This window comes from Chryseobacterium capnotolerans (assembly GCF_021278965.1).
Taxonomy (GTDB): domain Bacteria; phylum Bacteroidota; class Bacteroidia; order Flavobacteriales; family Weeksellaceae; genus Chryseobacterium; species Chryseobacterium capnotolerans.
The window spans coordinates 1412234-1436298 of sequence record NZ_CP065589.1; the positions used below are offsets into that span (position 1 = coordinate 1412234).

The following is a 24065-nucleotide window of genomic DNA, read 5'->3' on the forward strand; positions in this document are numbered from 1 at the left end:
ATATAGTACATCCTCCGTTGTACCATCGAGTCAGCTCATACTTTCATCATGCATAAAAATAAAGCCATACGCTGGGTTTTCTGCTTTTGAAGAAAGATTGCTTTTACGGTGGCTAACAGACAATCTTCTTAATCCTGACCAGTAGGCACTCTGCATTCGTATCTGGCACAAGAATGGAGAAAGTCCCAGATCCCTAAATTCCTTCTTAATACATGAGTGTCCTAAATAGGCTTCTTCAGGATTCAATAGAAGCCTATTTGTGATCCTTGTAGAATTATTGAAAAAAATATTTCTTTTCATCGGCCGAATATTGCAAATCATCAACCTAACAACCATGTAAGATGGAGCTATAGACATTGATTGATAGAAGATTTTTAACGATAAAAATTTAAGGTACTAAAGAGCTCGGTGCAATCCCGAATTGCTTTTTGAAAGCAAATGAAAAATGGGAGAGGTTTTCAAATCCTACCTCATAGCAAACTTCCAATGGCCTTTTTTTCTTTTCAGTAATCTGATAATAGGCAAGTTCTAAACGTTTATGTGTTAACCACCGTTGTGGAGTCATGGTAAAAGCCTTTTTAAAATCCCGCTTAAATGTTGTAAGGCTTCTGCCCGTGAGGTAGCCAAACTTTTCCAGCGGAAGGTTGAACATAAAATTTTTTTCCATATAGTCGACAAGATTGATTTTTCCAGGCTCTTCAAAATTAGCAAGCACATGATCGATTTCTTGGTTCAGGGTTCTGAGAATACTAATGGCTTCGGTGATTTTAATGGAAGCAATATCCACAGGGATTTCCTTCATATCAAAATAGGGAATAAGTGATGCCAGGCAGCTTTCCAGCAGAGGGTGATTATTGAAACAAAAAATCTTCGGTGAATTTTTGGGTTGAGAATTTATATTCTTGTCTGCATAAAAATTCTTTAATGTTTCTAATGATAAATGCATGACCACAGTTTTGTGGGGTTCACCGTCTTTAGGGTAATTAATAATAGTAGCCAGCTGATTTCTGGGAATTAGAAAAATATCCCCCTTTCCAAATATATAGGTAGCATCAGCCTGTACAATCTTGGTTTCTCCAGAAAGAAACCAGACCAGCATATGATCTTCAAACATAATGTCCGATTTGAAAAATTTGTCTTCGTAGCTTGAAAGCTTTATATCTTCGGTAATGTATCGGGCTTGGTATTCCATGATTTTTACTTTTTTAAGAAGGAAATCAATAAGGTAAAGATAAGAAATAACATCATTTACTTTGTTTAAAAGTTCATGGTAAGAGAAGCAAAATGGCTATCTTGCCTCTCTTTTATGATTGTAATTAATTCTAAATAGATTGTCCGCCATCCACCAGAAAATTGGCTCCGGTCAGAAAACCTGCATTTTCACTTGTTAAATAATGGATCATATCAGCGACTTCTTCTGCTTTTCCCATTCTTCCCATTGGAATGCTTTGTATCAGATGATTTTGCAATTCTTCATTTAAACCGATTTTATCCATGATTTCTGTTGCTATGGGACCTGGACTTACAGCGTTAATGCGTATTTTTCTCGAAGCCAGTTCAAGTGCCGCTATTTTTACAACTGCATTGATAGCGGCTTTACTGGCGGCATATATAGAAGCGCTTTGTGGCGAAATGGTTGCAGAAGTAGAAGAAAGCATGATGACAGAAGCGCCATCATTAAGTAAAGGAATAAAGCGACTCAATGTAAAAAAGGCTCCTTTGAAATTTACATTCATGATTTCGTCAAATAAACTTTCCGTTGTCTGCTCAATGGTGGAAAATTTTGTAATACCAGCGTTGATAAGCAAGATGTCAACTTTTCCAAATTGTTGCTTTACTTGACTGACTAGATTTTCTATATCATTTAATTTCGACTGGTCAGCAATCATTGCTGTTGCATTCAATTCGGCAGCAGCTTTCTCAATGGCTTCTTTCCGTCTTCCGGTGATTATAATCTGGGCACCGTTTTCTTTTAGTCTTTTGGCTGTGGTATAGCCAATACCGCTGTTACCACCAGTAATAACGGCTACTTTTCCTATTAGATTTTTCATTTTCTGCTTTTTAGGGCTGAGTTAAATAAAACATTCAGAGAATTATCAGGATTTATGGATTGAAGCGGATACCCGTCATCTCTTCAGTCAGTTTCCATAGTTTCTTAGCATTGTTTTCATCCAGTGAATAAGGATTTACTCCTTTCTGATCGGTAATATCCGATGAGAGTACTGCGATGTCCCCGTCCTCACAATAGACTCCACCAATATGCTCAAGTAAAGGGCTGGTAGCGCACCAAACTGTTGTAGCAGCTCCTTGGGGGGATGGTTTTTAAGGAGGCTGCTACTTCAGGTAACATATTGCCATCTGCATCCACAAAACCCATTTTTTGAAATAGTTCCAGTGGAGCTTCCCTGCCTAATTCTGTTCCACCAATAGAACCGGGATGAACCGCATAGCTTCTGATATAGGAAGATTGTCCCCGCACATCCAGTTCCATCGAAAAAAGATTGACGGCTGTCTTAGATTGTCCATAGCCCAATAAAGTTTCATATTCTCTATGCAGGAAATTAGGATCATCAAAATTAAAAGCCGCAAAATGATGACCGTGAGAAGAAACATTAATTACTCGTGCTCCATTGGCTTTTTTAAGTGCAGGCCATAATCGTGAGGTAAGCTGAAACACAGCCAAATAATTGGTCGCGAGCTGGGATTCTATACCCTGTTTATCTCTGCGAAGTGGTACCCACATAATGCCCGCATTATTGATCAGTAAATGCAAAGGTCTTCCTGACGTGATAAAGTTTTCCGCGAAGGCATTAATAGAGGTGGGAGACATCAAATCCATTGCTGCAATTTCAATATTTTCTATTCCTTCCAGATTCTTCTTTGCCTTTTCAATATCACGTGCAGCTACTATTACTGTAGCTCCTGCTGCTGCGAGAGCTTTTGTAGTTTCTAGCCCAATCCCTGTGTTTCCGCCTGTGACGATAGCTGTTTTCCCAGTAAGATCGATGTTTTGAATGACATCATTGGCTGCTGAAACTGCATTGAAGCCTGAACCGATAGGGTGTTGTTGAGCTCCCTGATAATTATTCTTTTCCATTTTGAATACGTTTAATTGTTATTATTGAGACAAAATTAGAGAAGCTTAACCTGTTCTGTTTTGTTCAAAAGGCCTAATTAACTTTGTTCAAAAGGGCAGGTGATTTTATAAAAATATTGCAAGTGTCCTAAAAAATCAAAAAGTTTAAAACGGGACTTAAATATTTAGATTTAAATAATAAGATGAACACAACAGTTCCTAAATACCAGGAGTTCGTTTTTCTTTGTTTTGGTTAGGATAATCCTCATTCTGGCAACGCAAGTATATCTATTTAGAAGCAACTTTGCCTTAACATTAATACAATTAAAAAATGGAAAATAGACAGAAAGAAAAAGTTTGGTTCATTACAGGATCTTCAAGAGGATTTGGAAAAATATGGACGGAAGCCGCTTTGAAGCGCGGAGACAAAGTCGCTGCTACAGCACGTAATATAGACCGTATTGCCAAATTAAAAGAAAAGTATGGCGATCAGGTTTTGGTTCTTGAAGTGGATGTAACCAATGCCTCACAAGTGCAAAACGCTATGAGTAAGGCTAACGAATATTTTGGAAGATTAGACATTGTATTTAATAATGCCGGATATTCTCTAGTGGGAACGATAGAAGAGAGCAGCACTGATGAGGTAAAAGCCATGTACGAAACAAATATTATAGGACCTATCCATGTGATTCAGGCAGCATTACCAATACTGCGGGCTCAGGGGCATGGCCATATTTTGGGGACATCCAGTGCCGTTGGCATTTACAGTAATCCTTTAATCGGGTATTATTGTTCTTCAAAATTTGCGTTTGAAGCTATTTACGATAGTTTATCAAAGGAAGTTGCAGGATTTGGCATCAAAGTAACGCTGATTGAGCCTGGGGCATATAGTACTGAATTCGGCAGTGCCGAATCGTTGAAAATAGCCAGCAAAAGACTAGCGGATTATGATGATTTGAAAAGCAGCCTGATGGAAAATTTACAAAAACTGGAACGAGGAAATCCTACTGCCACTCCCGATGCTATATTTGCTGTCGTCGATACTGAAAATTCGCCGTTGAGATTACTTTTTGGGTAAAAACGATTTGCCACATATTCAACAAATCTATTCAGAACGCATCCAGGAATGGGAAATTTGGAAGCCGATATCTGAAGCGGCCCAAGGCTAGTGATCTATGCCGTCTTTAATAAACTTTCCGTTCTATTCGCTTTTCTTTTTTGTGAGGAAAAGTGAATATTGCTTAACTTGTAATCTAGAATTTTTATAACATGGTTTCAAAAAAAACGAATCATTCCGTAAAAAGATTTAATACACTGGCTGATGTAATGAAGGCATCTGGTTTTCCGCCCCCAAAGCACCCTTTAATCGTTTTGCTAAACGGTGTAGACAAACCACTTAAAGGTCGTATTCCTAATAAATCGCACGTACTGAATTATTATAAAATAGCTTTTAAACCGGATGCCGGAGGAGAATTAATGTATGGTCAGACTAAATTTGATTTTAAAGAGGGAGGGTTGTTTTTTGTAGCTCCGCAACAAATTCTCTCTTCAATGGATGAGAATGATAAAGAGGAAACAGCAGTACAAAAAATAATGAGTCCGCAGATCACACTCCTTATAGATCCTGATTTTTTACTGCAATACCCATTGGCACAAAAGATCCATCAGTATCAGTTTTTCTCTTATGCTACTAATGAAGCGCTTCACCTTTCGGCCAAAGAAAAAGAAACCATTCTGTCGTTATTCAGAGATATAGAAGAAGAGCTTGAAAATCGTATAGACGACATGAGCCATAATGTGATCATATCTCAAATTGAGCTATTATTGAACTACGCACAACGTTTTTATAATAGGCAATTTCTTACCAGAAAACAAAACTATCCCAGTCTTACCGATCGTATCGATCAGTTGCTGGAGGATTATTTTAATAGTGATAAGGGCTTGAATGCCGGAGTTCCAACCGTTAATTATTTAGCTGAACAGCTGCATATGTCAGCAAGTTATTTAAGTGATCTATTAAGAAATCTTACAGGGCAAAACACACAACATATTATTCATGATAAAATGATTTACCGTGCTAAAAATAAGTTATCTACTACAGCTCTCAGTATTTCCGAAATTGCGTTTGAATTAGGTTTTGAACAGCCTCAATCCTTTAGTAGATTATTTAAACTAAAAACAAACCAAAGTCCACAGCAATATAGAGCTCAATTCAATTAATTTTTAGAGCTGCTTAAACGCTAACAACCTAACAGGAATAGTCCTACATGTATATAGTTGTTTACATTAGCGCTACGCTCAGTTAGCATAGGAAGGTGTTAAAGTCATTATTTTTGGTATTCGAATGACATAGTAAAGTTTGAAATTACGAATCCAATTTTATTCAACAGAGATTCTGTTACAACTTACCTTAATTCGGATACTCTGTTTGTTTACAGTCTTTGGAACTTTGTCATACTTAAACAATATAGTATGAACACATTTAAAATGTTAGTTATAACTGCCAGTATAGGCATGTATTCCAATGTAATGGCAGCTATCCATGTAAAGCCAGTTACAGGTACAAATTCTTTCAACTCGCATATTATGAACAAAAATGTTTCAATTTCTGAATCGAACAGAAAGTATTACAGAATGGACACGCTCAAATCCAACCAGACGATAATCGATCTGGCAGGACATCAGGTTCCTGTTTTAAAGGGAGGGCTTTATGACAGATTCCGTTCAAATCCATGTTTGTCAATAGTTGAAAAAGAAGCTCCTGGAATTGATCTGAGCTGGTTTAAAACTATTCAAAAACAGAAAAAAGAGGTAGGTTTTACAACATACTCTCCTAATTTCTATTACAGTAATAGTAGTATAACAGCAATATATACTGCTGATATGAAAATGCTGAAAAAGCTAATCCCAGCAGAAGTTCGTGATATTGTAAAACCTATTTCAATTACTTCTGGACGTGGCTTGGTTGCAATCACAGCATATGCTTATCATTATTGTGATAATGATTCCTATAACGAGTTATCTATCTCTATTGTAACGACGAAACCAAATTCAACAAATTGGGGAGTATTTTCCCTTATGAATGAACTTAAGAATAAGAATCTTTGGGGGTATGTTCTGAAGCTTCCTGTAGACACAGAACTGGCTAGAGTTCGTGGGGTAGTGGGGTATAACCTGCCAAAATGGTTGATTCCAATGAAATATAGTGATCAAGGAGAGATGATGAAGTTCGACTTTTATGATGAGTCCGGAAAAATGGATTTTTCGATGGGAGGAAAAAAACTGGCTATTGGAGATGTTCAACCGGATATTGTCCGTTCAAACTTTATTAACAAGGATAGAAATGGTCAACTGACTCACGGTTATACTGATGTCAGAGCCATTAAGAAAGCAAGCAGTAAAAAGAAAGAAGACTTGCAGCTCGACCTTACCGACGGGCCTTTGTCCACATTTATCAAATCATTGAACCTTGGTAAATTGATGCGCTATGATTACCAGCCGGAATTCCAGGCAGCCTTATATACACTAGAGCTAACAAACGAATCTAAAAAATAGTATAGAATGATTAACCGTACATGTAATGATCCCAAACAATATAGGGAGCAATGGTCAGGTTGGAGAGGGATTGAATTGCGAACGAATCTCAAAAAAATCAGTAAATTAGTTATGTATAAATCAGTAAATCAAAATATGAAAACTCCGGAAAAGGTTTCGTCTATTAATGCCCTGCATCAGTTTTTAGGACTGAAAAAACCGTCGAATCCACTGATTAGTGTGTTCAATTTTGATGATGTCAACCTAGAACCGGAAACGGTCCTCAGTGCAATTACAACAGATTTTTATGTTATTGCATTAAAAAAGGAATGCGCAGGAGGAAAGTGTAGATACGGTCAGCAGTATTATGATTTTGATGAAGGGATCATGTATTTTATTGCCCCTCATCAGGTGCTTCAATTTGAAGATGTGCTTCTGAATGGTGTAAAAGGCTTTGTTTTGGTAGTGCATCCTGACTTCTTTCAGGGGTATCCTTTAGCATCACAGGTTAAAGACTATGGGTATTTTTCCTATGCGACCAATGAGGCGCTGCATCTTTCAGAAAAAGAAGAAACTTCTGTCATGGATATCATTCATAACGTTGGAGATGAAATTGAAGGGAATATGGATGGTTTTACACAAGATCTTTTGATTTCCAATCTTGAGCTGTTGCTAAAATATTGTGACCGTTTCTATAACCGTCAGTTTTTAACGAGAAAAAAGGCGAATAGTGATATACTTACAAAGTTGGAAAACTTACTGGATGATTATTTCAAAAATGATAATTTAATTATCAATGGGATACCTTCCGTTCATTTAATAGCAAAAGAATTGAATCTGAGTGCCAACTACCTAAGTGATATGCTCAGGATTCAAACTGGAAAAACAACCCAACAGCATATCCAGAACCGATTGATTGAGAAAGCCAAAGAATTACTTTCAACCACGGAATTGTCAGTCTCGGAAATTGCTTATCAATTAGGTTTTGAGCATCCGCAATCATTTCACCGCCTGTTCAAAAACCGTACAACTTTTTCTCCCCTGGAATATAGAGCCTCATTTAATTAAAATAAGAAGGTATTCTGATGTAAAGAATACGATTAATATCAATACGTATTGAAAAGATGGGTGGTAATTATTATCATCCATCTTTTTATATTTTTAATGAGTTTCGAATTTGAAATAAATCAATAAAACAGAGATTCTGTTACAACTTTCCTTATTTGGGCTACTTTACCTTATCGTATGTTTTGGACCTTTGTTGTAGAAAAATAACTATACGATGAGTCTTATCAAGATATTAATTATTGTTACCAATATCAATATGTATGCGATTGGGAATTATCATAAATAATCATCAACATTAAAAACAGTTTAAAATGAAAAAATTAAAAATCCTGGCAATGGTAGTAATTATTGCTGTAATCTTGCTCTTTGCTCCCGGCTTTTTCCTAAGCAAAGCTGTCGTTAATACAACTTCAAATAAGGAAAGTGTACAACCGATAACCAACAATCCTACCGAAAAAGATACGCTCATTGAGCTGGCAGGTCAGAAGATGCCCGTACTGAAAGGCGGTTTGTTCGACAGATTTCATTCCAATTCGCCTATGGATATCGTTGCAAAGGAAAGACCCGACATTGACCTTAGCTGGTTCAAAACCATTCAAAAACAGAAAAAAGAAGTGGGCTTTACCACATACTCACCGAACTTCTACTACAGTAATAGCAGCATTACAGCCATTTACACGGCAGATATGGCAAAAATAAAAGAGCTGATTCCGGAAAAAGTTAAGGGCTTGGTAAAACCAATTTCCTATACGCCTGGCAAGGGATTGATAGCCATTACATCTTACGCTTACCATTACTGTGATAATGATTTTTATAATGAATTGTCCATCTCTATCGTAACCACACAACCGGGCAAAAGCAACTGGGGACTGATTTCGCTGATGGGGGAACTCAATGATAAGAACTTGTGGGGTTATGTGTTGAAACTGCCTGTAAATACGGAACTGGCAAGAGTGAGAGGCGTTTATGGTTACAATTTGCCAAAATGGCTGATCCCTATCGACTATATTAACGAAGGCAATAATCTGACGTTCAATTACTATGATGAAAAAGGAAATTTCGACTTCTCAATGGCTGGGAAAAAGCTGGATGTTTCCGCATCAACACCGGAAATTACCCGTTCCAATTTCATCAATCTGAATAAGCAGGGTCAGCTGACACACGGTTATACCGATGTTCGCGCCATAAAGAAAGCAAGCAGCAAAAGTGCTGAAGACATTCAGTTAAACCTGTCTGATGGTCCTTTGTCAACCTTTATCAAATCATTAAGTTTACATAAACTGGTTAAGTACGATTATCAGCCGGAGTTTCAGGCCGCATTATATACGCCGGAACTGGTGCAAGAAGAGAATAAATAATCCAATAACTTCTAAAATTTAAAACAATGGATTTTGATAAAATATTCCAGTCACAGAAAGCATTTTTCAATACACACCAGACAAAAGACATATCCTTTCGTAAGGAAACATTGAAAAAGCTGAAAACCATTCTGAAAAAGAATGAAAACCATATATACGACGCTATTTATAAAGATTTTCGAAAAGGAAAATTCGATACATTTTTAACGGAATTAAATCTCATTTACAACGAAATCGATTTTTTCCTGAAAAATCTCGATAAGCTCAGCAAGCCTAAAAAAGTAAAAACACCCCTGAATTTGCAGCCGGGAAACAGTCATATTTATTACGATGCCCTGGGAGTAACGCTGGTCATAGGCGCATGGAATTACCCTTTACAGCTTACCTTGCTGCCCATGGTTACAGCCATTGCGGCAGGAAATACCTGCGTACTCAAACCCAGCGAGCTGCCGGAAAATACGATGCACCTGTTATCAGATTTAATCAATAATAATTTTCCATCCAATTATTTATTCGTTGCTGAAGGCGGTGTTCCCGAAACTACCGAGCTGCTCCAACTTCGCTGGGATAAAATTTTCTTTACCGGAAGCCCGAAAGTAGGAAAAATAGTATACGAAGCAGCGGCTAGAAACCTTGTTCCCGTTGTGCTGGAGCTGGGTGGAAAGTCACCCGCTATTGTTGCTAAAACAGCCGATTTGGAAGTTGCAGCAAGGCGTTTGGTTTGGGGCAAGTTTTTAAACGGCGGACAGACCTGTATCGCCCCCGATTACCTGTTGGTGGAAGAAACGGTGAAGCCGAAATTACTGCAGCTGATAAAAGAAAAGCTGGAGGAATTCAACTATTCAGATGGCGCGGAACATTTCACCAGTATCATTAACAAAAGGAATTTCGACCGTGTTTCTTCGCTGATTGATCAAGACAAAATTTTCTATGGGGGTAAAACCAATGAAGAAACTTTATATATTGAACCTACGATTTTGGATAACGTCAATTGGAACGATGCCGTAATGCAGGAGGAAATTTTCGGCCCTGTTTTTCCGGTGATTGGCTATACCAATTATGATGAGATTTTGGAGAAGATAATTGAAGGAGAAAAACCTTTAGCGGCCTATCTGTTTACAAAAAATGAAGAAGAAAAAGAGAAGCTTCTCCATCTGGTTTCTTTCGGTGGAGGTGTCATCAACGATACTTTGATGCATATTACCAACCACTATCTCCCTTTTGGGGGTATCGGAAATTCTGGTATCGGAAATTATCACGGCGAATATGGTTTCCTTGCATTTTCTCATCAGAAATCAATTATAGACAAAGCCACTTGGGGCGAACCGGATCTGAAATATCCGCCTTATACCGACAAAAAAATGCACTGGATAAAAAAGGTAATGTAACAGAGATTATGTTACAACCTCCATTGATTCGGATACTTTTTTGTGGCTGATATGGTCGAATTTTGTACTATAAATTTAAAAGAGAAAAAATGCAGACAATATTAGGTGCCAATGGACAGATTGGTGAAGAACTGGCAAGAGAGCTAAAAAGAAATTTCACTTCTAAGATCAGGATTGTAAGCCGTGAAGCTACCAAAGTGAATGATACCGATGAGGTTTTTTCAGCTGATCTCTCCATAAAGGAGAAGGCCATTGAAGCTGTAAGAGGAAGTGAAATAGCGTATTTTACCCTTGGATTGCCGATCAGTTCAGATCTGTGGGAAAAGCAGTTTCCTGTGATTCTCAGAAATGTAATTGATGCCTGTAAAATCAATGGAACAAAACTGGTATTTTTTGATAATACTTATATGTATCCACAGGATGATAGAAACCTTACCGAAAATACTCCTTTTAGTCCGCTCGGAAGAAAAGCTAAGGTAAGAAGAAAGATGGCAGAAATGGTGTTGAAGGAAATTCAGTCAGGAGAACTTGAAGCGGTGATCTGTAGAGCGCCGGAGTTTTATGGCCCCGGCAAAACACAAAGTATTACCAATACGTTAGTTTTTGATAATATCAAAGAAGGCAAAAAATTAAAGGTTCCTTTAAGTGACCGTAAAAAGAGAAGCCTGATCTGGACACCAGATGCAAGCCGGGCTACAGCATTAATCGGTAATACACCTGATGCGTATGGACAGACATGGCATCTGCCGGTTGATGCAAGTCATCCAACTTATAAACAATTTATAGAAATGGCTTCCGGAATTTATGGAAAGAAACTTAAATATGGTGTAGTGCCCAGGTTTCTTTTCAAAATAGGTTCATGGTTCAATCCCAAGGTAAAAGAGCTCTTGGAATTACTTCCGAGATATTCGTACGATAATCTTTTTGATGACTCAAAATTCAGAAAACGTTTTCCTGAATTTAAGGTTACAAGTTATAGAGACGGAATAGAGCAGATCAAGCGGGAACAGTTTAGAGAAAATAAACTTTAATTTCTTTCAGCAATATTTTGATCATATTATTAAAACGATAATCAATATGAATTTATCAGAAGTAATGGATTACAGACGGTCTGTACGTATCTATGACCGGGATAAACCTGTTGCGGAGGAAAAAATCAGAGCATGCCTTCAATTGGCTGCTTTGGCTCCGAGCAGTTCCAATATGCAATTGTGGGAGTTTCATCACATAACAAATGCTGATTTGTTGTCTGAGGTTTCCAGGGCATGTCTGGATCAAACTGCGACCTCAACAGCAGCACAGATCGTGGTATTTGTGACAAGGCGTGATCTGTTTCACAAAAGAGCCAGATTTGTGCTGAATTTTGAAAAAGGAAACATAAGACGTAACAGCCCGGTTGAGAGACAGGAAAAAAGAATCAAAGACAGAGAATTGTACTATGGAAAGATCATGCCCTTATTATATGGACGTTTCTTTGGCTTGCTGGGTGGTTTTAGAAAGTTATTGACTGGAGCGATAGGGTTGTTCAGGACGATTACGAGAGAAGTTTCCGAGAATGATATGCGGGTGGTGGTTCACAAATCCTGTGCGCTGGCAGCTCAAACTTTTATGATCGCCATGGCCAATGAAGGATATGATACCTGCCCTTTGGAAGGCTTTGACAGTAAGGTCTTGAAAAAGGTGCTGAAACTACCCCGGGGCGCTGAAGTAAATATGGTTATCTCCTGTGGAGTCAGAAAAGGAAATGAAGGAATCTGGGGTGAACGCTGTCGGGTACCATTTAATGAAGTATATATCAAGAGGTAATCAGGAAATTCAGCGGTAATTCCATCATTTTTTTAACAGAGATTTGGTTACAATCTTCCTTGATTGGGTTACTTATGTTCATTCATTTATTAGTAATTTTAAATGACAGAAAAAGATATAAAAATGAAAAAAATCCTTCTGGTTGTAACCAATATCGGACATTATAAAAGTGGTTTAGAAACCGGTCTATGGCTGAGTGAGCTTACTCATATCTACCACACAGTAAAGGAGAAGGGGTGGGAAGTCACCATAGCAAGCCCTAAGGGCGGAGATGTTCCCATTGATCCCGAGAGTTTGAAGCCTCTCGTATTGGACAAAATTTCGAAATCATACTATGAAAGCCCGGCTTTTATGAGCGGACTTAATCATTCAAAGAGCTTACTGGAAGTTCAGAATGAAGATTTTGATTGTGTATATCTCGCAGGTGGTCATGCAACAATGTATGATTTTCCCGATGATGTTATGATGCAAAATATCATCAGAAGGCAGTACGAAAGTGGAAAAATGGTTGCTGCTATTTGCCATGGGGTAGGAGGATTGATTAATGTAAAGCTGTCAGATGGTACCTATCTGATTACAGGAAAATCAATGACGGGATTCGACTGGTTTGAGGAAACTATCGCCAGAAGAAAAAGAGAAGTTCCTTTTAATCTTGAAGCTTCAATTGTTGAGCGCGGTGCAGATCTGAAAAAAGCATGTATCCCTATGACCTCCAATGTTATAGTAGATGGGAATCTGATTACAGGACAAAACCCATTCAGTTCAAAAGAAATGGCAAAAGTTGTTGTGAAAGAACTTGATAAATAATAACCTTCCAGACTTGTAAAATTCAAATTAATTATAGTTAATCATTAAAATTTTAATTATGGCACCAAACGTAAAAGCGGAAAACGATCCGCAGATCCTTTCCGGGATCAGAGAATTTCTAAATGCATTGAATAATAGTGGCGGGAGTCCCTTGGAAACCTTAACACCCGAGCAGGCAAGACAGGTGCTAGTGGACGCCCAAAAATCTGTTGAGGTGGATTACTCCAGAATTATGGAGACAGAAAGAGAAATTACACAGGATGACATAACGGTAAATATTCATATCATCAAACCTGCAAACGCAGCTTCGGAAAACCTTCCGGTATTTATCTTTACGCATGGTGGAGGCTGGGTACTGGGTGATTATCCTACGCATAGAAGACTGGTTAGAGATTTGGTTGTGAATAGCGGAGCTGCTGCTGTTTTTACTGATTATACTCCATCTCCGGAAGCACAATACCCGGTAGCCATCAATCAGATTTATGCTGTAGCTAAATGGGTATCTGAAAATGGTGCGGAAATCGGTGTGGACGGCAAAAATATGGCCGCTGCCGGAAATAGCGTAGGTGGAAATATGACTGCCGTACTTTGTCATATGGCTAAGGATAAAGGTGGCCCGGAGATCAAATTCCAATTATTATTGTGGCCGGTAACGGACGCAGATTTTACCCGTGAATCCTGGCAAAAATATGGAGAAGGAAGATTCCTGACCGCTCCATTGATGAAATGGATGTGGGATAATTATTTACCGGATCTGGAAAAAAGAAAAGAGTATTACGCAACACCATTCAATGCTTCTTTAGATCAATTAAGAGGATTACCCCCAGCATTAGTACAATTGGCTGAGAATGATATCCTTTATGACGAGGGGTTGGCATATGCCAGAAAATTAGATGAAGCAGGGGTACCAACTACCATCCAGACTTATAACGGATTTATCCATGATTATGGATTATTAAACCCGCTGGATCATATAGAAGCCATAAAGTTTTCTTCCGAACAAGGTGCATTAGCACTTAAAAAGGCTTTATTTGGAAAAGCTTAATTAGTGAGTTTTTTAATACTATTTTCTAGACTTATATTTCGAAGGCGGATGAGTAATTGCATTCGCCTTCTTATCTTTAAATAGATACAATAAATCTAAATTTGTGCATATTGTCGTTTGTGAACTTGGCAGTATTATCTCTTCGAACCAATTTCTAGAAGATCTTGTTAGAATTTTAAGGATAGGAGCTCATATTTAGCATTATTATCATACACAGTTTAACATCTTTCCTGTAGTGATACAAAATATTGGCTATAGCATGATTATGTTGATTGTATTATTGTGGGTCGATTATTTTTTTTTGCATCCAAATATATAGTTGTCTAAATTAAAATGCTATTGAAACACAAATTTTTGAAAAAAGGAATGTCATATGAGCATATAAAAATTGATGATAAGTATTTGTTTGGGGATTACCTTAATTTAGCATCCACTTAATTCAAACTTCTATATTCATTAGGAGTGACACCCGTTCTCTGCTTGAAAAGTCTGATAAAATGCTGTGGATATTTGAATCCTAGTTCATAAGCAATCTGAGCAATAGATTTATCAATGTTGAAAACTCTTTCTTTGGCAACATCAATAATTTTATTCTGAATATATTCCTGCGCAGTTTTTCCTGTTTCTTTCTTAATCAGATCTCCAAAATAGTTGGGTGAAAAGTGTAATTCATCTGCACAATAAGCCACAGATGGAAGCCCTACGGTATTAGGTTTTTCAGATGAAAAGTAGTTGTTTAATAATTCTTCAAATTTTTCTAAAATACCTTTATTCACATTTTCTCGGGTAATAAACTGACGGTCATAAAAGCGGTCACAATGATTAAGAAAAAGCTCAATATTTGATGTGATGACTTTTTTGCTGTGTTTATCTACTGGGCGGCTCAATTCAGATTGAATATCAGCAAACATTTCCAAAACCATTTGCTGCTCTTTTTTAGAGAGGTGTAATGCTTCATTGGTTTGATATCCGAAGAAACCATATTCGGAGATGCCCTTACCTAAAGAAGTTCCCTTGATTAAATCCGGATGAAAAACTAATCCGTGCCCCAAAGGCTGATAGATGTCTACTTTGTTTTCTACATCAACAACCTGCCCTGGCGAAACAAAAACCAACGTTCCTTCCTGATAATCATAAGTTGCCCGACCGTACTTGAGGTCACCGCATTTCACATCTTTTAAAAAAATACAGTACAGATTAAAGTACATTTTAGACCCGGTCCTTTTATGCGCTTTTGAAAAATCTATCACACTTACCAAAGGATGTAAGGTTTCGTGATTATTAAATTGGTTATAATCATCCACTGTCTCAAAATTGATTGAATTGCTCATTGCTGTATCATTTTCTAATGCAAATCTAAAGATAAAAATAACCTCTTTTTTACAATCAGAGTCAGAACAGTAATATTGGTTATCAATTCCGTAATCTGTCTACCAATATGCTTGTCAATAGGTTGGAAATTTGCAATAACAAGTTAATAAAGAATATTAACTTCTTTATGAAGCAATAATTTAAATTAAATCAAAAATGAAAAAAGTAATATTAAACAACGGATTAGAAATGCCAATTTTAGGATTTGGAGTATTTCAGGTACCGGATCCTTCGGAATGTGAAAAAGCTGTTATTGATGCTATCGACACTGGATATAGATTAATAGATACTGCTGCATCTTATGGAAACGAGCAAGCTGTTGGTAATGCGATCAAAGCCAGCCAAATTGCAAGAGAAGATTTATTTATAACAACAAAGCTTTGGGTGCAGGATGCTGGATATGAAAATACATTAAAAGCTTTTGAAACATCATTGAAAAAACTTCAGTTGAATTATCTGGATTTATACCTTATTCATCAACCTTATGGAGATGTATTTGGTTCTTGGAGAGCAATGCAGGAATTGTATAAACAAGGAAAAGTAAGGGCTATAGGTGTTTCCAATTTTCATCCGGACAGGATTGCCGATTTAATTGCCAACAGTGGATTTACACCGGCAATCAATCAGGTAGAGACACATCCTTTCCATCAACAGGCTGAAACACAAAAATTCTTAATTGAAAATAATGTACAGATAGAATCCTGGGGACCTTTTGCAGAAGGAAAGAATGATATTTTTAATAATGAAGTTTTAAAAACAATCGCAGAAAAATATAACAAATCTGTAGCTCAGGTGATTTTGAACTGGTTAACAAGCAGAAATGTTATCGTTATTCCAAAATCGGTAAGAAAAGAAAGGATGGCTGAAAATTTCAACATTTTCGATTTTGAACTTTCTTCTGAAGAGATGAATGCTATCGCCACTTTAGATACTGCTTCCAGTCTTTTCTTTGACCATAGAGATCCCAATATGGTTAAATGGCTTAGTGAAAGAAAATTGGACTTGTAATCAAATTTCATCAGTAAAAATATGATCAAATGAATAGAAGAGATATAATAAAGACAGCTGGTTTAGCAGCCGTTGGAAGTACATTGCAAAATTTCAATTCCATACTTAAAGCAAATACAATTGATCATAAATTGTCGGAAGGGATATCATCTTTTGTACAGCAATTTTCAGATGTTGAAGCGCCTTTAAAAACAAAATAAAATTTAGTAAAAATGGAAAAAAGAATATTAGGAAATAACAAATTAGAGATTTCCGCATTAGGATTAGGATGTATGGGATTAAGTTTTGGTTATGGAAAAGTAACCGAAAAACAGGAAGCCATTCAGTTAATAAGAGCCGCTTTTGAAAATGGGGTAACTTTTTTTGATACAGCTGAATGTTATGGCCCATTCACCAATGAGATATTAGTTGGGGAAGCATTGAAACCCTTTAGAAAAGATGTTGTAATGGCCACCAAATTCGGATTTGAAGATGGAGATTCTACAAAGGGCTTAGACAGCAGCCCTGCAAGAATCAGAAAAGTGGTTGAAGATTCTTTGAAAAGACTGCAGACAGATTATATTGATTTATTTTATCAGCATAGAGTTGACCCAAATATTCCGATTGAAGATGTTGCCGGAACGGTAAAAGATTTAATTACGGAAGGTAAGGTCAAGCATTTTGGTCTTTCGGAAGCTGGCGTGGAAACGATTCGCAGAGCACACGCAGTACAATCCGTAACCGCTTTACAAAGTGAATATTCTTTGTTTTACCGTGAACCTGAAAAAGAAATCATTCCTACATTGGAAGAATTAGGAATCGGATTTGTTCCGTTCAGTCCATTAGGTAAAGGTTTTTTAACGGGTGCAATCAATGAAGAAACAAAATTTGAAGACTCAGATTTTAGAAATATTGTGCCTAGATTCTCTGAAGAAAACAGGAAGGCAAACCAGGCCTTAGTAGATTTATTAAAATCAATTGCAATGGAGAAAGAAGCTACTCCTGCTCAGGTTGCTTTAGCTTGGTTGCTGGCTCAAAAGAGCTTTATTGCTCCAATTCCGGGCACTACCAAATTACATCGTTTAAAAGAAAATATTGGCGGCGCAGATTTAAAACTGACTTCTCAGGATTTATCTGAAATCGAAGATGCTCTTTCTGTAATTAAAGTTGTTGGAGAAAGATATCCGCAGCACTTAAAAGAAAGGGTCGGAAAATAAGAATATACTAAAATCAATCAAGTGTAATATTTTATTCTTACCAAAAGAAAAGTGTATTCATTTTCTTTTCTAAATTATTGATAATTAAATTTAAAAGAATGAGCAATGACAAATAAAACAATGAAATATTTAAGCTTAATCATCTTAATTTTAGTCTCCAATTTTTTTGTTAAGGCGCAAAATAAGGTGACACAAAAACCCATTACTATTGCATCACAAGGCAATTTCTCAGCCGGAGGTTCGGTGATCAAAAGTGAAGGCGTTTTTGATCCATTAAAACCATGGAATGTGCCTCAAGGAGGACAAACAAGGCACGGAGATCACGCGGATGTTTTTTACCAAATTCCTGTAAAACCTAAAAAACTTTCGATGGTTTTCCTGCACGGTTATGGACAGTCTAGACGAAGCTGGCAGACCACAGCGGATGGAAGAGAAGGTTTTGCCAATCTATTTTTAAGAAACGGTTATAGTGTTTATCTTGTCGATCAGCCAGGTCGTGGAGAGGCCGGGCAGACTACAAAACCCGGACAAACTAGCGGTACGCCAGATGACCAGACTTGGTTTACCCAATTTCGAATTGGTCTTTACCCCAAATTCAATGAAGGCGTTCAGTTTCCAAAAGACAGCATTTCTATGGATCAATTTTTCCGTATGATGACACCTAATACAGGAAATGTAGATGAAGCAACGATTGTTAATGCAATGTCTTCGGTTATGGATAAATCCGGAAACGGGATTCTTTTCACACATTCGGCAGGAGGCTCACCCGGATGGAAAACAGCCATTAAAAATGAAAAAATTAAAGCTGTCGTTGCCTATGAACCCGGAGGATTCACCTTTCCGGAAGGAGAAGAGCCTGAAGGGAACAGAGGAGGAAAGGGTGTTCCGATGAACGAATTTATGAAACTGACCAAAATCCCAATTGTAGTTTACTACGGGGACTATATTCCCACTGAAGAAACTAATGCAGCATCACTAAATTTTTGGAGAAATGTTTTAGCAACTGCAAGGCAATGGGCAAAAGTTGTCAATAGTCACGGTGGTGATGTTACTATTGTACATCTTCCTGAAGTGGGCATCAAAGGAAATACCCATTTTCTAATGTCTGATCTGAATAATGTAGAAGTTGCAGGATTATTATCAAAATGGTTGAAAGAGAAAGGGTTGGATAAGTAATATTGGTTGCATTATCCGTAATCTGTCTACCGATTTTAAACTGCTATTTTCTGAACTTTGTTAAATAATAATTGATATATGAAAAAGTTGAAAAATTATAGTGTATGGTTTTGTGCAGTACTTCTACTATTATCATCTTGCTCAAGAGCTCAGATATCAATGTCTGAAGAAAAGGAAATGCCAAAAGACAAAAATATACTGATTGTCTATGTATCACGAACAAAAAATACAAAAACAATTGCCGGCATCATTCATCAAAATATCGGTGGAACCTTAGTTGAGCTGGAATTGCAGAATCCTTATCCCGAAGATTACAAAGCAATTGTAGATCAGGTGGCGAAAGAAAATGAAACCAATTTTTTACCTCCACTTAAAACAAATATTGACAATATTGACAAATATGACGTGATCTTCTTGGGATTTCCAACTTGGGGAATGCAGTTGCCTCCCCCCCATGAAAAGTTTTTTAAGCCAAAATAATTTTAAAGGAAAAACAATTGTCCCTTTTAATACCAATGCTGGCTACGGTATTGGAAACAGTTTTGACACCGTGAAAAAGCTAAGTCCTGACAGCAGAATATTAGAAGGCTTTACCATAAAAGGAGGAGTTGAACGGGATGGTATTCTGTTCGTAATGGAAGGAAAGAAGAAAATTGAAGCAGAAAAGAAAGTGAAAGAATGGTTTACAAGAATCGGAATGTCTAAATAAAGCAGTTGAATTAATCTTTAAAAGTAAAATAATGAAACAATTGAAGTATTTTATTCTAATCGTCCAAATAATAAGTGTTTCACTTTTTACAACCAATATGAAAGCACAACAATTGACAACACAGAGCAATCATTTAAGTGAAAAAGATAAAAGTACCATTGCCATTTCCTCATTTACAGCACAAGGTAAATTAAAGGAATTAAAAGGGAGCTTAAATTCCGGTCTTGATTCCGGTCTGACTATTAATGAAATAAAAGAAATTTTGGTACATACTTATGCTTATTGTGGTTTTCCGAGAAGCATAAGAGGTTTACAGACTTTTATGGAAGTTCTTGATGAAAGAAAGGCAAAAGGTATTAATGATGTTGTTGGAAAAGAAGCTTCTATTGTTGATAGTGAAAACAACAAGTATGAACGTGGAAAGAAAATTCTTGGTCAACTTACCCAAGCAAAGCAACCTGACAAACTTTCAGGCTATTCAGCATTTGCACCGACAATAGATACATTTCTAAAGGAACATCTGTTTGCGGATATTTTTGATAGGGATGTTTTGACTTATGCACAAAGAGAATTGGTGACAATTTCTGTAATCAGTGCAATTGGTGATGCTGAACCAATGTTGCAATCTCATTTAGGCATCTCATTAAACGTCGGATGGTCACCACAGCAGTTGAATGAATTTGTTACTGTTATCAGCCCTACTATTAATAAAGAAAAATCAAATGCAGCCAAAATAGTTTTGGATCAGGTTTTAAAAAATAGACCTAAATAAATGGGCAAATATTGAAATATGAAAAAGATAATAATGTCAATGACTGCATTAATTGTTTTAGCAGCAAGCTTTAATATTAATGCACAAACAAAAAATAATACTCAAACCAAAAAACCAAAAATGGAAAAAATTGAAGTAATCCAACATAATAATCCATTCGGACTGGTTTATGATGATGCGATCACAGAAAATGTATCAGGAAAAGTGAATATCCATCCGGTAAAATATAAATTGAATGGAATTGATATTGCAGCCAATGTTTACACCCCTGCCAATTATGATCCTTCAAAAAAATATGCAGCAATCACTGTTGCACATCCAAATGGAGGTGTTAAGGAACAGACAGCAGGTCTTTATGCACAGCGTTTGGCGGAAGCTGGTTATATCACAATTGCTGCGGATGCATCTTATCAGGGAGCAAGTGGGGGAGAACCTCGTCACACCGATAAACCTGTTTACAGAACAGAAGATATTCACGGAATGGCAGATTTTATTTCCCAATATCCCGGAGTTGATACCAATCGAATCGGTGCATTCGGTATCTGCGGTGGTGGAGGATATACCTTGAAGGCCACTCAATCTGATAAAAGATTTAAAGCGGTTGCTGCTTTAAGTATGTTTAACTCTGGTGAAGTACGAAAAAACGGATTTCAGAATGTGGGATTAAATACGATTCAGGAACGTTTAAAACAAGCTTCTGATGCAAGAGCACAGGAAGCTGCGGGTGGTGAAATTCTTTATTCCGGTGTGGCGAGCATTACCGATGAAGAAATTGAAAAAATTACGACTGACCTTTATCGCGAAGGATACATTTATTATTACAGAACCAATGCACATCCCAATTCAACATTTTTATATCCGACCAGTAATTTATTGGATTTAATGACCTGGGATGCCGCCGAAGATATGGATCTGATCAATCAGCCTCTATTAATGATGGCAGGTAGCAAAGCAGATACGAAATATATGACAGAGGAAGCGTTTCCAAAAGCCATAAATGCAAAGGAAAAAGAATTATTCATTATCAATGGTGCGACACATATCCAAACGTATTGGAGACCTGAATATGTAGAAAAAGCAGTGAAAAAACTGACTGAATTTTTCGGAAAAAATCTATAAAAGCTGAAAGTTTTAATATTAAGTGTGTCAAGGCAAATTATAACAAGCCTTCTTTTATTAAAGAATTAAGATTAAATATTTAAATATGAAACAAATAGTTACATTACTTTTATCAATATTAATTGTATCAAGCTGTTGTAGTAAATCCACATTGGAAAGAACAAGGACTAATATTTTTCCTAAGGGGGAAAAAGTAACCAATAACAATTTTACAGGCAACGTTTGGCTGCAAATGCTGGGACAGGACGAACAGACACTTAATACGGGTGTGGGTAATGTAACTTTTGAACCCGGAGCGAGAACTAAATGGCATCTTCATCCCGGTGGACAAATTATTCTTGTAACTGATGGGGTAGGATATTATCAGGAAAAAGGACAGCCGAAAAAGATTTTACATAAAGGAGATGTTATCAAATGCCCTGCAAATGTTGAGCATTGGCACGGTGCAAGTAAGGATTCGCATTTCGTTCAGATTGCAGTCACTGATAATAAGAAAGGTTCGGTAATATGGCTACAACCAGTGACAGATGAAGAGTATTATAAATAATGAAGGTGAAGAAGATTATTAAATTTTAAGAAATTTTTATCTCTTATATATTTAGAAATAATGTACTATCCAATGGGATAAAACAACGGCGCCACTTGTCTTTAAGTGGCGCCATTGGGCTTTTGGTGATTTAAAATCCATGATATAATGTGAAGGCTGCCATTCACCGTGATTGTCTTTTTTGATAGATAAAGGCCTTTTGCATTGTATTTTTATAGATAAGCATCTGCTCATCTGCTGACATAAAAGAATTGAATTCATAGCCTTTACTATTGATACTGTGACTCAATAATACTGGTTGAGATTTCCAATCAAATGCAGACAGAGGTTGCCTGCGGAATTGCTGATATTTTTCTCTGTTTTCCACATATTGGCTTCATATTGATAAGCTTCTATTTCAGATTGTAATCTGTTCAAATCACGGGTGAAAAGAGACCTTAGGCTTTCTATTATCATGTTTTTTTAGATGTTTTTATTGAAAATTATTTTTCTCGGGATGCCTTCAATGAGAATTCAATTCATAACTGATAGGTCCATCGGCTATATAAAATTAGCTGTTTTAATATTGAAATTATGATAAAATATTCCTTTATAGATTTTCAATTTTAATCCTGTTTTAAGATGGTATCTATTTGACTCTTAAATGATTTCCCAATGGGTATGGTATACTTGTCTATCAGTATCTGATTTCCTTCTATGCTTTTGATATACTTTTGAACCACCATAAAAGATCTGTGTACCTGAATAAAATTGTCTGTTGGGATCAATTCATTGAGAGCTAATAAATTTCCACGTATGGAGAGAATATCTTCTTTAAGCACAATCCTAATATAGTTTCCAGAAGCTTCTGCAAACAAAATATCATCAATATCTACTTGTATATGTTTGTTGTTTGTCCGTAGGAAAACTTTCTCTGGTTTTTCATTATGTTTTTCCTGTGGTGCTGTGGTAGGGATTTTAGATGTATTTATAAATGCTTTATTGATGGCTTTTAAAAAACGATCGAATGAAAAGGGTTTAAGCAGGTAATCTACAATATTCAGCTCATAGCCTTCTAATGCGTATTCTTTATAAGCAGTTGTTACTATGACTTTGGGCTGATTGGGAAGGGTTTTCAGAAACTCGAATCCCTTTATTTTAGGCATATTAAGATCGAGAAAGATCAAATCAACAGTATGATCATTAAGGTATTCAATGGCTTCAATTGCATCGTAACAGTTCTGCATTAGCTGCATATTGGGTAATAATGAACAATACTTACTGATGATGTCATGGGCTACGTATTCATCATCTACTATTATATATTTAATACTCATAAGTTAAGTTTTAACTGGATCCCATAGATCCTGTCTGTATAATTGGGGGATATTCTCAATTTATATTTTTTCAAATAGACTAATTCTAACCGTTGCTTGAGATTTTGCAGTCCAATACCTGTTTGATCATCTATTTCCTCCGGATCAAAATTATTTTCAATTTCAAAGTCAATATGCTGCTTGTTAGCCTTTAGTTGAATATGAACAAATGCATCTTTTCTCAGCTTTTCCACACCGTGCTTAAAAGCATTTTCTACCATAATGATGAATAGTAACGGCATTATTTTAATATTCCTGTCTTCCACATCTATATCAAAGCGAATATCAATGGCCTTATGATACCTCGTCCGATGTAAATTCATATAGTTTTCCAGATAGGTGATTTCTTCGGTTAATGTTACCCAGTCATTTTGTCCTTCATAGATACTGTAACGCATCATATCGGATAAGGTAAGGATCATCTGTTGGGCTTTGGCGGTATCTTGCTCTACCAGACCATATAAATTATTTAATGTATTGAAAAAAAAGTGAGGATTAACCTGGCTTTTCAGATGCATTAATTCTGCCTGCTTTTTTTCTTTTTTAAGTCTAAGAATGAGTTTGATCTGAACAATAATCCAGCGTAATACCCAGAGTGCCATAAAAGTAAAAAATAACAGACTGAAAACAACAAATCCATCCTCATCTCCGAAAACATCGTTGAAAACCATAATTAAAATGGTTGTCACAGCGAAAAAGTAGGGTATCAGTCGTTGAGTTAATCGGTTAT

General features: G+C 36.7%; 25 protein-coding genes and 2 pseudogenes. 19 read left to right on the forward strand and 8 right to left on the reverse strand.

Annotated elements, in window-relative coordinates; all coding sequences use genetic code 11:
* Positions 1-30 precede the first annotated feature (30 nt).
* The 4 genes and pseudogenes from H5J24_RS06535 to H5J24_RS06550 all read right to left on the reverse strand — a co-directional run bounded on the left by H5J24_RS06535 (position 31) and on the right by H5J24_RS06550 (position 3097).
* On the reverse strand, positions 31-300 hold the full coding sequence (locus tag H5J24_RS06535) for a hypothetical protein (RefSeq protein WP_068943870.1): 270 nt from the start codon (positions 298-300) through the stop codon (positions 31-33).
* Between the two features lie 88 nt (positions 301-388).
* Positions 389-1192 (reverse strand): helix-turn-helix domain-containing protein, encoded by an 804-nt coding sequence (locus tag H5J24_RS06540; protein WP_068943869.1) that lies wholly within the window; start codon positions 1190-1192, stop codon positions 389-391.
* A 130-nt stretch (positions 1193-1322) separates the two neighbouring features.
* Positions 1323-2051: an SDR family NAD(P)-dependent oxidoreductase gene (locus H5J24_RS06545; protein WP_068943868.1), complete on the reverse strand. Its 729-nt coding sequence runs from the start codon at positions 2049-2051 to the stop codon at positions 1323-1325.
* 52 nt (positions 2052-2103) lie between these two features.
* Positions 2104-3097: pseudogene (locus H5J24_RS06550) on the reverse strand (SDR family NAD(P)-dependent oxidoreductase).
* Positions 3098-3407: 310 nt separating this feature from the next.
* Here H5J24_RS06550 and H5J24_RS06555 point away from each other — a divergent pair.
* The 10 genes from H5J24_RS06555 to H5J24_RS06600 all read left to right on the forward strand — a co-directional run bounded on the left by H5J24_RS06555 (position 3408) and on the right by H5J24_RS06600 (position 14082).
* Positions 3408-4154, forward strand: a complete 747-nt coding sequence (locus H5J24_RS06555; RefSeq protein ID WP_232816143.1) for an SDR family NAD(P)-dependent oxidoreductase — start codon at positions 3408-3410, stop codon at positions 4152-4154.
* A gap of 191 nt (positions 4155-4345) precedes the next feature.
* Positions 4346-5296, forward strand: coding sequence for a helix-turn-helix domain-containing protein (locus H5J24_RS06560; RefSeq protein WP_068943865.1), 951 nt, complete (start codon positions 4346-4348; stop codon positions 5294-5296).
* A 267-nt stretch (positions 5297-5563) separates the two neighbouring features.
* The gene (locus H5J24_RS06565) at positions 5564-6631 is read left to right on the forward strand and encodes an acetoacetate decarboxylase (ADC) (RefSeq protein WP_228407650.1); all 1068 of its coding nucleotides are present in this window, start codon (positions 5564-5566) and stop codon (positions 6629-6631) included.
* A 111-nt stretch (positions 6632-6742) separates the two neighbouring features.
* Positions 6743-7678, forward strand: a complete 936-nt coding sequence (locus tag H5J24_RS06570) for a helix-turn-helix domain-containing protein (RefSeq protein ID WP_068945147.1) — start codon at positions 6743-6745, stop codon at positions 7676-7678.
* A 311-nt stretch (positions 7679-7989) separates the two neighbouring features.
* A complete protein-coding gene (locus H5J24_RS06575; RefSeq protein ID WP_082811243.1) occupies positions 7990-9036 on the forward strand; it encodes an acetoacetate decarboxylase (ADC) in 1047 nt (348 codons plus the stop codon).
* Positions 9037-9062: 26 nt separating this feature from the next.
* Positions 9063-10424 carry an aldehyde dehydrogenase family protein gene (locus H5J24_RS06580; RefSeq protein WP_232816144.1) on the forward strand — a complete coding sequence of 454 codons (1362 nt, stop codon included), beginning with the start codon at positions 9063-9065 and terminating at the stop codon, positions 10422-10424.
* Between the two features lie 89 nt (positions 10425-10513).
* Entirely contained in the window at positions 10514-11455 is a 942-nt protein-coding gene (locus H5J24_RS06585; protein WP_068943863.1) for an NAD-dependent epimerase/dehydratase family protein, read from the forward strand.
* Between the two features lie 46 nt (positions 11456-11501).
* Positions 11502-12230 carry a nitroreductase family protein gene (locus tag H5J24_RS06590; RefSeq protein WP_068943862.1) on the forward strand — a complete coding sequence of 243 codons (729 nt, stop codon included), beginning with the start codon at positions 11502-11504 and terminating at the stop codon, positions 12228-12230.
* A 123-nt stretch (positions 12231-12353) separates the two neighbouring features.
* A complete protein-coding gene (locus tag H5J24_RS06595) occupies positions 12354-13037 on the forward strand; it encodes a type 1 glutamine amidotransferase domain-containing protein (protein WP_068945145.1) in 684 nt (227 codons plus the stop codon).
* A gap of 58 nt (positions 13038-13095) precedes the next feature.
* Positions 13096-14082, forward strand: coding sequence for an alpha/beta hydrolase (locus H5J24_RS06600; RefSeq protein WP_068943861.1), 987 nt, complete (start codon positions 13096-13098; stop codon positions 14080-14082).
* A 434-nt stretch (positions 14083-14516) separates the two neighbouring features.
* On the opposite strand, the gene H5J24_RS06605 is transcribed toward H5J24_RS06600, so the two are convergent.
* Positions 14517-15413 carry a helix-turn-helix domain-containing protein gene (locus tag H5J24_RS06605; protein WP_068943860.1) on the reverse strand — a complete coding sequence of 299 codons (897 nt, stop codon included), beginning with the start codon at positions 15411-15413 and terminating at the stop codon, positions 14517-14519.
* A 196-nt stretch (positions 15414-15609) separates the two neighbouring features.
* On the opposite strand from H5J24_RS06605, the gene H5J24_RS06610 reads away from it, so the two are divergent.
* The 9 genes from H5J24_RS06610 to H5J24_RS06650 all read left to right on the forward strand — a co-directional run bounded on the left by H5J24_RS06610 (position 15610) and on the right by H5J24_RS06650 (position 21980).
* On the forward strand, positions 15610-16461 hold the full coding sequence (locus H5J24_RS06610) for an aldo/keto reductase (RefSeq protein ID WP_068943859.1): 852 nt from the start codon (positions 15610-15612) through the stop codon (positions 16459-16461).
* 29 nt (positions 16462-16490) lie between these two features.
* Complete coding sequence (locus H5J24_RS06615) at positions 16491-16661, forward strand: hypothetical protein (protein WP_167387014.1); 171 nt, start codon at positions 16491-16493, stop codon at positions 16659-16661.
* A gap of 12 nt (positions 16662-16673) precedes the next feature.
* Positions 16674-17657: an aldo/keto reductase gene (locus H5J24_RS06620; RefSeq protein WP_068943858.1), complete on the forward strand. Its 984-nt coding sequence runs from the start codon at positions 16674-16676 to the stop codon at positions 17655-17657.
* 120 nt (positions 17658-17777) lie between these two features.
* The gene (locus H5J24_RS06625; protein ID WP_068945144.1) at positions 17778-18833 is read left to right on the forward strand and encodes an alpha/beta hydrolase; all 1056 of its coding nucleotides are present in this window, start codon (positions 17778-17780) and stop codon (positions 18831-18833) included.
* Between the two features lie 78 nt (positions 18834-18911).
* Positions 18912-19313, forward strand: coding sequence for a flavodoxin family protein (locus H5J24_RS06630; protein WP_232816145.1), 402 nt, complete (start codon positions 18912-18914; stop codon positions 19311-19313).
* Entirely contained in the window at positions 19288-19542 is a 255-nt protein-coding gene (locus H5J24_RS06635) for a flavodoxin (RefSeq protein WP_232816146.1), read from the forward strand. Before H5J24_RS06630 ends, H5J24_RS06635 begins: the two co-directional genes overlap by 26 nt.
* Positions 19543-19573: 31 nt before the next feature.
* The gene (locus tag H5J24_RS06640) at positions 19574-20314 is read left to right on the forward strand and encodes a carboxymuconolactone decarboxylase family protein (protein ID WP_068943856.1); all 741 of its coding nucleotides are present in this window, start codon (positions 19574-19576) and stop codon (positions 20312-20314) included.
* A gap of 18 nt (positions 20315-20332) precedes the next feature.
* Positions 20333-21433: an alpha/beta hydrolase gene (locus H5J24_RS06645; RefSeq protein ID WP_068943855.1), complete on the forward strand. Its 1101-nt coding sequence runs from the start codon at positions 20333-20335 to the stop codon at positions 21431-21433.
* Between the two features lie 85 nt (positions 21434-21518).
* Positions 21519-21980, forward strand: coding sequence for a cupin domain-containing protein (locus tag H5J24_RS06650; RefSeq protein WP_068943854.1), 462 nt, complete (start codon positions 21519-21521; stop codon positions 21978-21980).
* A 291-nt stretch (positions 21981-22271) separates the two neighbouring features.
* Here H5J24_RS06650 and H5J24_RS06655 read toward each other — a convergent pair.
* The 3 genes and pseudogenes from H5J24_RS06655 to H5J24_RS06665 all read right to left on the reverse strand — a co-directional run.
* Positions 22272-22436: pseudogene (locus H5J24_RS06655) on the reverse strand (DinB superfamily protein); the annotation flags it as partial.
* A 149-nt stretch (positions 22437-22585) separates the two neighbouring features.
* The gene (locus H5J24_RS06660) at positions 22586-23296 is read right to left on the reverse strand and encodes a LytR/AlgR family response regulator transcription factor (protein WP_068943852.1); all 711 of its coding nucleotides are present in this window, start codon (positions 23294-23296) and stop codon (positions 22586-22588) included.
* Positions 23293-24006, reverse strand: a complete 714-nt coding sequence (locus H5J24_RS06665) for a sensor histidine kinase (protein WP_228407649.1) — start codon at positions 24004-24006, stop codon at positions 23293-23295. Before H5J24_RS06665 ends, H5J24_RS06660 begins: the two co-directional genes overlap by 4 nt.
* Between the last annotated feature and the right edge of the window lie 59 nt (positions 24007-24065).

Bases quoted from the DNA above. Each gene is read 5' to 3' on its own strand.
- H5J24_RS06665 (WP_228407649.1), bottom strand. From the start codon at position 24,006: ATGGTTTTCAACGATGTTTTCGGAGATGAGGATGGATTTGTTGTTTTC.
- H5J24_RS06565 (WP_228407650.1), top strand. From the start codon at position 5,564: ATGTTAGTTATAACTGCCAGTATAGGCATGTATTCCAATGTAATGGCA.
- H5J24_RS06560 (WP_068943865.1), top strand. From the start codon at position 4,346: ATGGTTTCAAAAAAAACGAATCATTCCGTAAAAAGATTTAATACACTG.
- H5J24_RS06540 (WP_068943869.1), bottom strand. From the start codon at position 1,192: ATGGAATACCAAGCCCGATACATTACCGAAGATATAAAGCTTTCAAGC.
- H5J24_RS06600 (WP_068943861.1), top strand. From the start codon at position 13,096: ATGGCACCAAACGTAAAAGCGGAAAACGATCCGCAGATCCTTTCCGGG.
- H5J24_RS06545 (WP_068943868.1), bottom strand. From the start codon at position 2,051: ATGAAAAATCTAATAGGAAAAGTAGCCGTTATTACTGGTGGTAACAGC.
- H5J24_RS06620 (WP_068943858.1), top strand. From the start codon at position 16,674: ATGGAAAAAAGAATATTAGGAAATAACAAATTAGAGATTTCCGCATTA.
- H5J24_RS06570 (WP_068945147.1), top strand. From the start codon at position 6,743: ATGTATAAATCAGTAAATCAAAATATGAAAACTCCGGAAAAGGTTTCG.
- H5J24_RS06640 (WP_068943856.1), top strand. From the start codon at position 19,574: ATGAAACAATTGAAGTATTTTATTCTAATCGTCCAAATAATAAGTGTT.
- H5J24_RS06605 (WP_068943860.1), bottom strand. From the start codon at position 15,413: ATGAGCAATTCAATCAATTTTGAGACAGTGGATGATTATAACCAATTT.
- H5J24_RS06555 (WP_232816143.1), top strand. From the start codon at position 3,408: ATGGAAAATAGACAGAAAGAAAAAGTTTGGTTCATTACAGGATCTTCA.
- H5J24_RS06535 (WP_068943870.1), bottom strand. From the start codon at position 300: ATGAAAAGAAATATTTTTTTCAATAATTCTACAAGGATCACAAATAGG.
- H5J24_RS06645 (WP_068943855.1), top strand. From the start codon at position 20,333: ATGAAAAAGATAATAATGTCAATGACTGCATTAATTGTTTTAGCAGCA.
- H5J24_RS06590 (WP_068943862.1), top strand. From the start codon at position 11,502: ATGAATTTATCAGAAGTAATGGATTACAGACGGTCTGTACGTATCTAT.
- H5J24_RS06635 (WP_232816146.1), top strand. From the start codon at position 19,288: ATGAAAAGTTTTTTAAGCCAAAATAATTTTAAAGGAAAAACAATTGTC.
- H5J24_RS06625 (WP_068945144.1), top strand. From the start codon at position 17,778: ATGAAATATTTAAGCTTAATCATCTTAATTTTAGTCTCCAATTTTTTT.
- H5J24_RS06650 (WP_068943854.1), top strand. From the start codon at position 21,519: ATGAAACAAATAGTTACATTACTTTTATCAATATTAATTGTATCAAGC.
- H5J24_RS06630 (WP_232816145.1), top strand. From the start codon at position 18,912: ATGAAAAAGTTGAAAAATTATAGTGTATGGTTTTGTGCAGTACTTCTA.
- H5J24_RS06660 (WP_068943852.1), bottom strand. From the start codon at position 23,296: ATGAGTATTAAATATATAATAGTAGATGATGAATACGTAGCCCATGAC.
- H5J24_RS06580 (WP_232816144.1), top strand. From the start codon at position 9,063: ATGGATTTTGATAAAATATTCCAGTCACAGAAAGCATTTTTCAATACA.
- H5J24_RS06585 (WP_068943863.1), top strand. From the start codon at position 10,514: ATGCAGACAATATTAGGTGCCAATGGACAGATTGGTGAAGAACTGGCA.
- H5J24_RS06595 (WP_068945145.1), top strand. From the start codon at position 12,354: ATGAAAAAAATCCTTCTGGTTGTAACCAATATCGGACATTATAAAAGT.
- H5J24_RS06575 (WP_082811243.1), top strand. From the start codon at position 7,990: ATGAAAAAATTAAAAATCCTGGCAATGGTAGTAATTATTGCTGTAATC.
- H5J24_RS06615 (WP_167387014.1), top strand. From the start codon at position 16,491: ATGAATAGAAGAGATATAATAAAGACAGCTGGTTTAGCAGCCGTTGGA.
- H5J24_RS06610 (WP_068943859.1), top strand. From the start codon at position 15,610: ATGAAAAAAGTAATATTAAACAACGGATTAGAAATGCCAATTTTAGGA.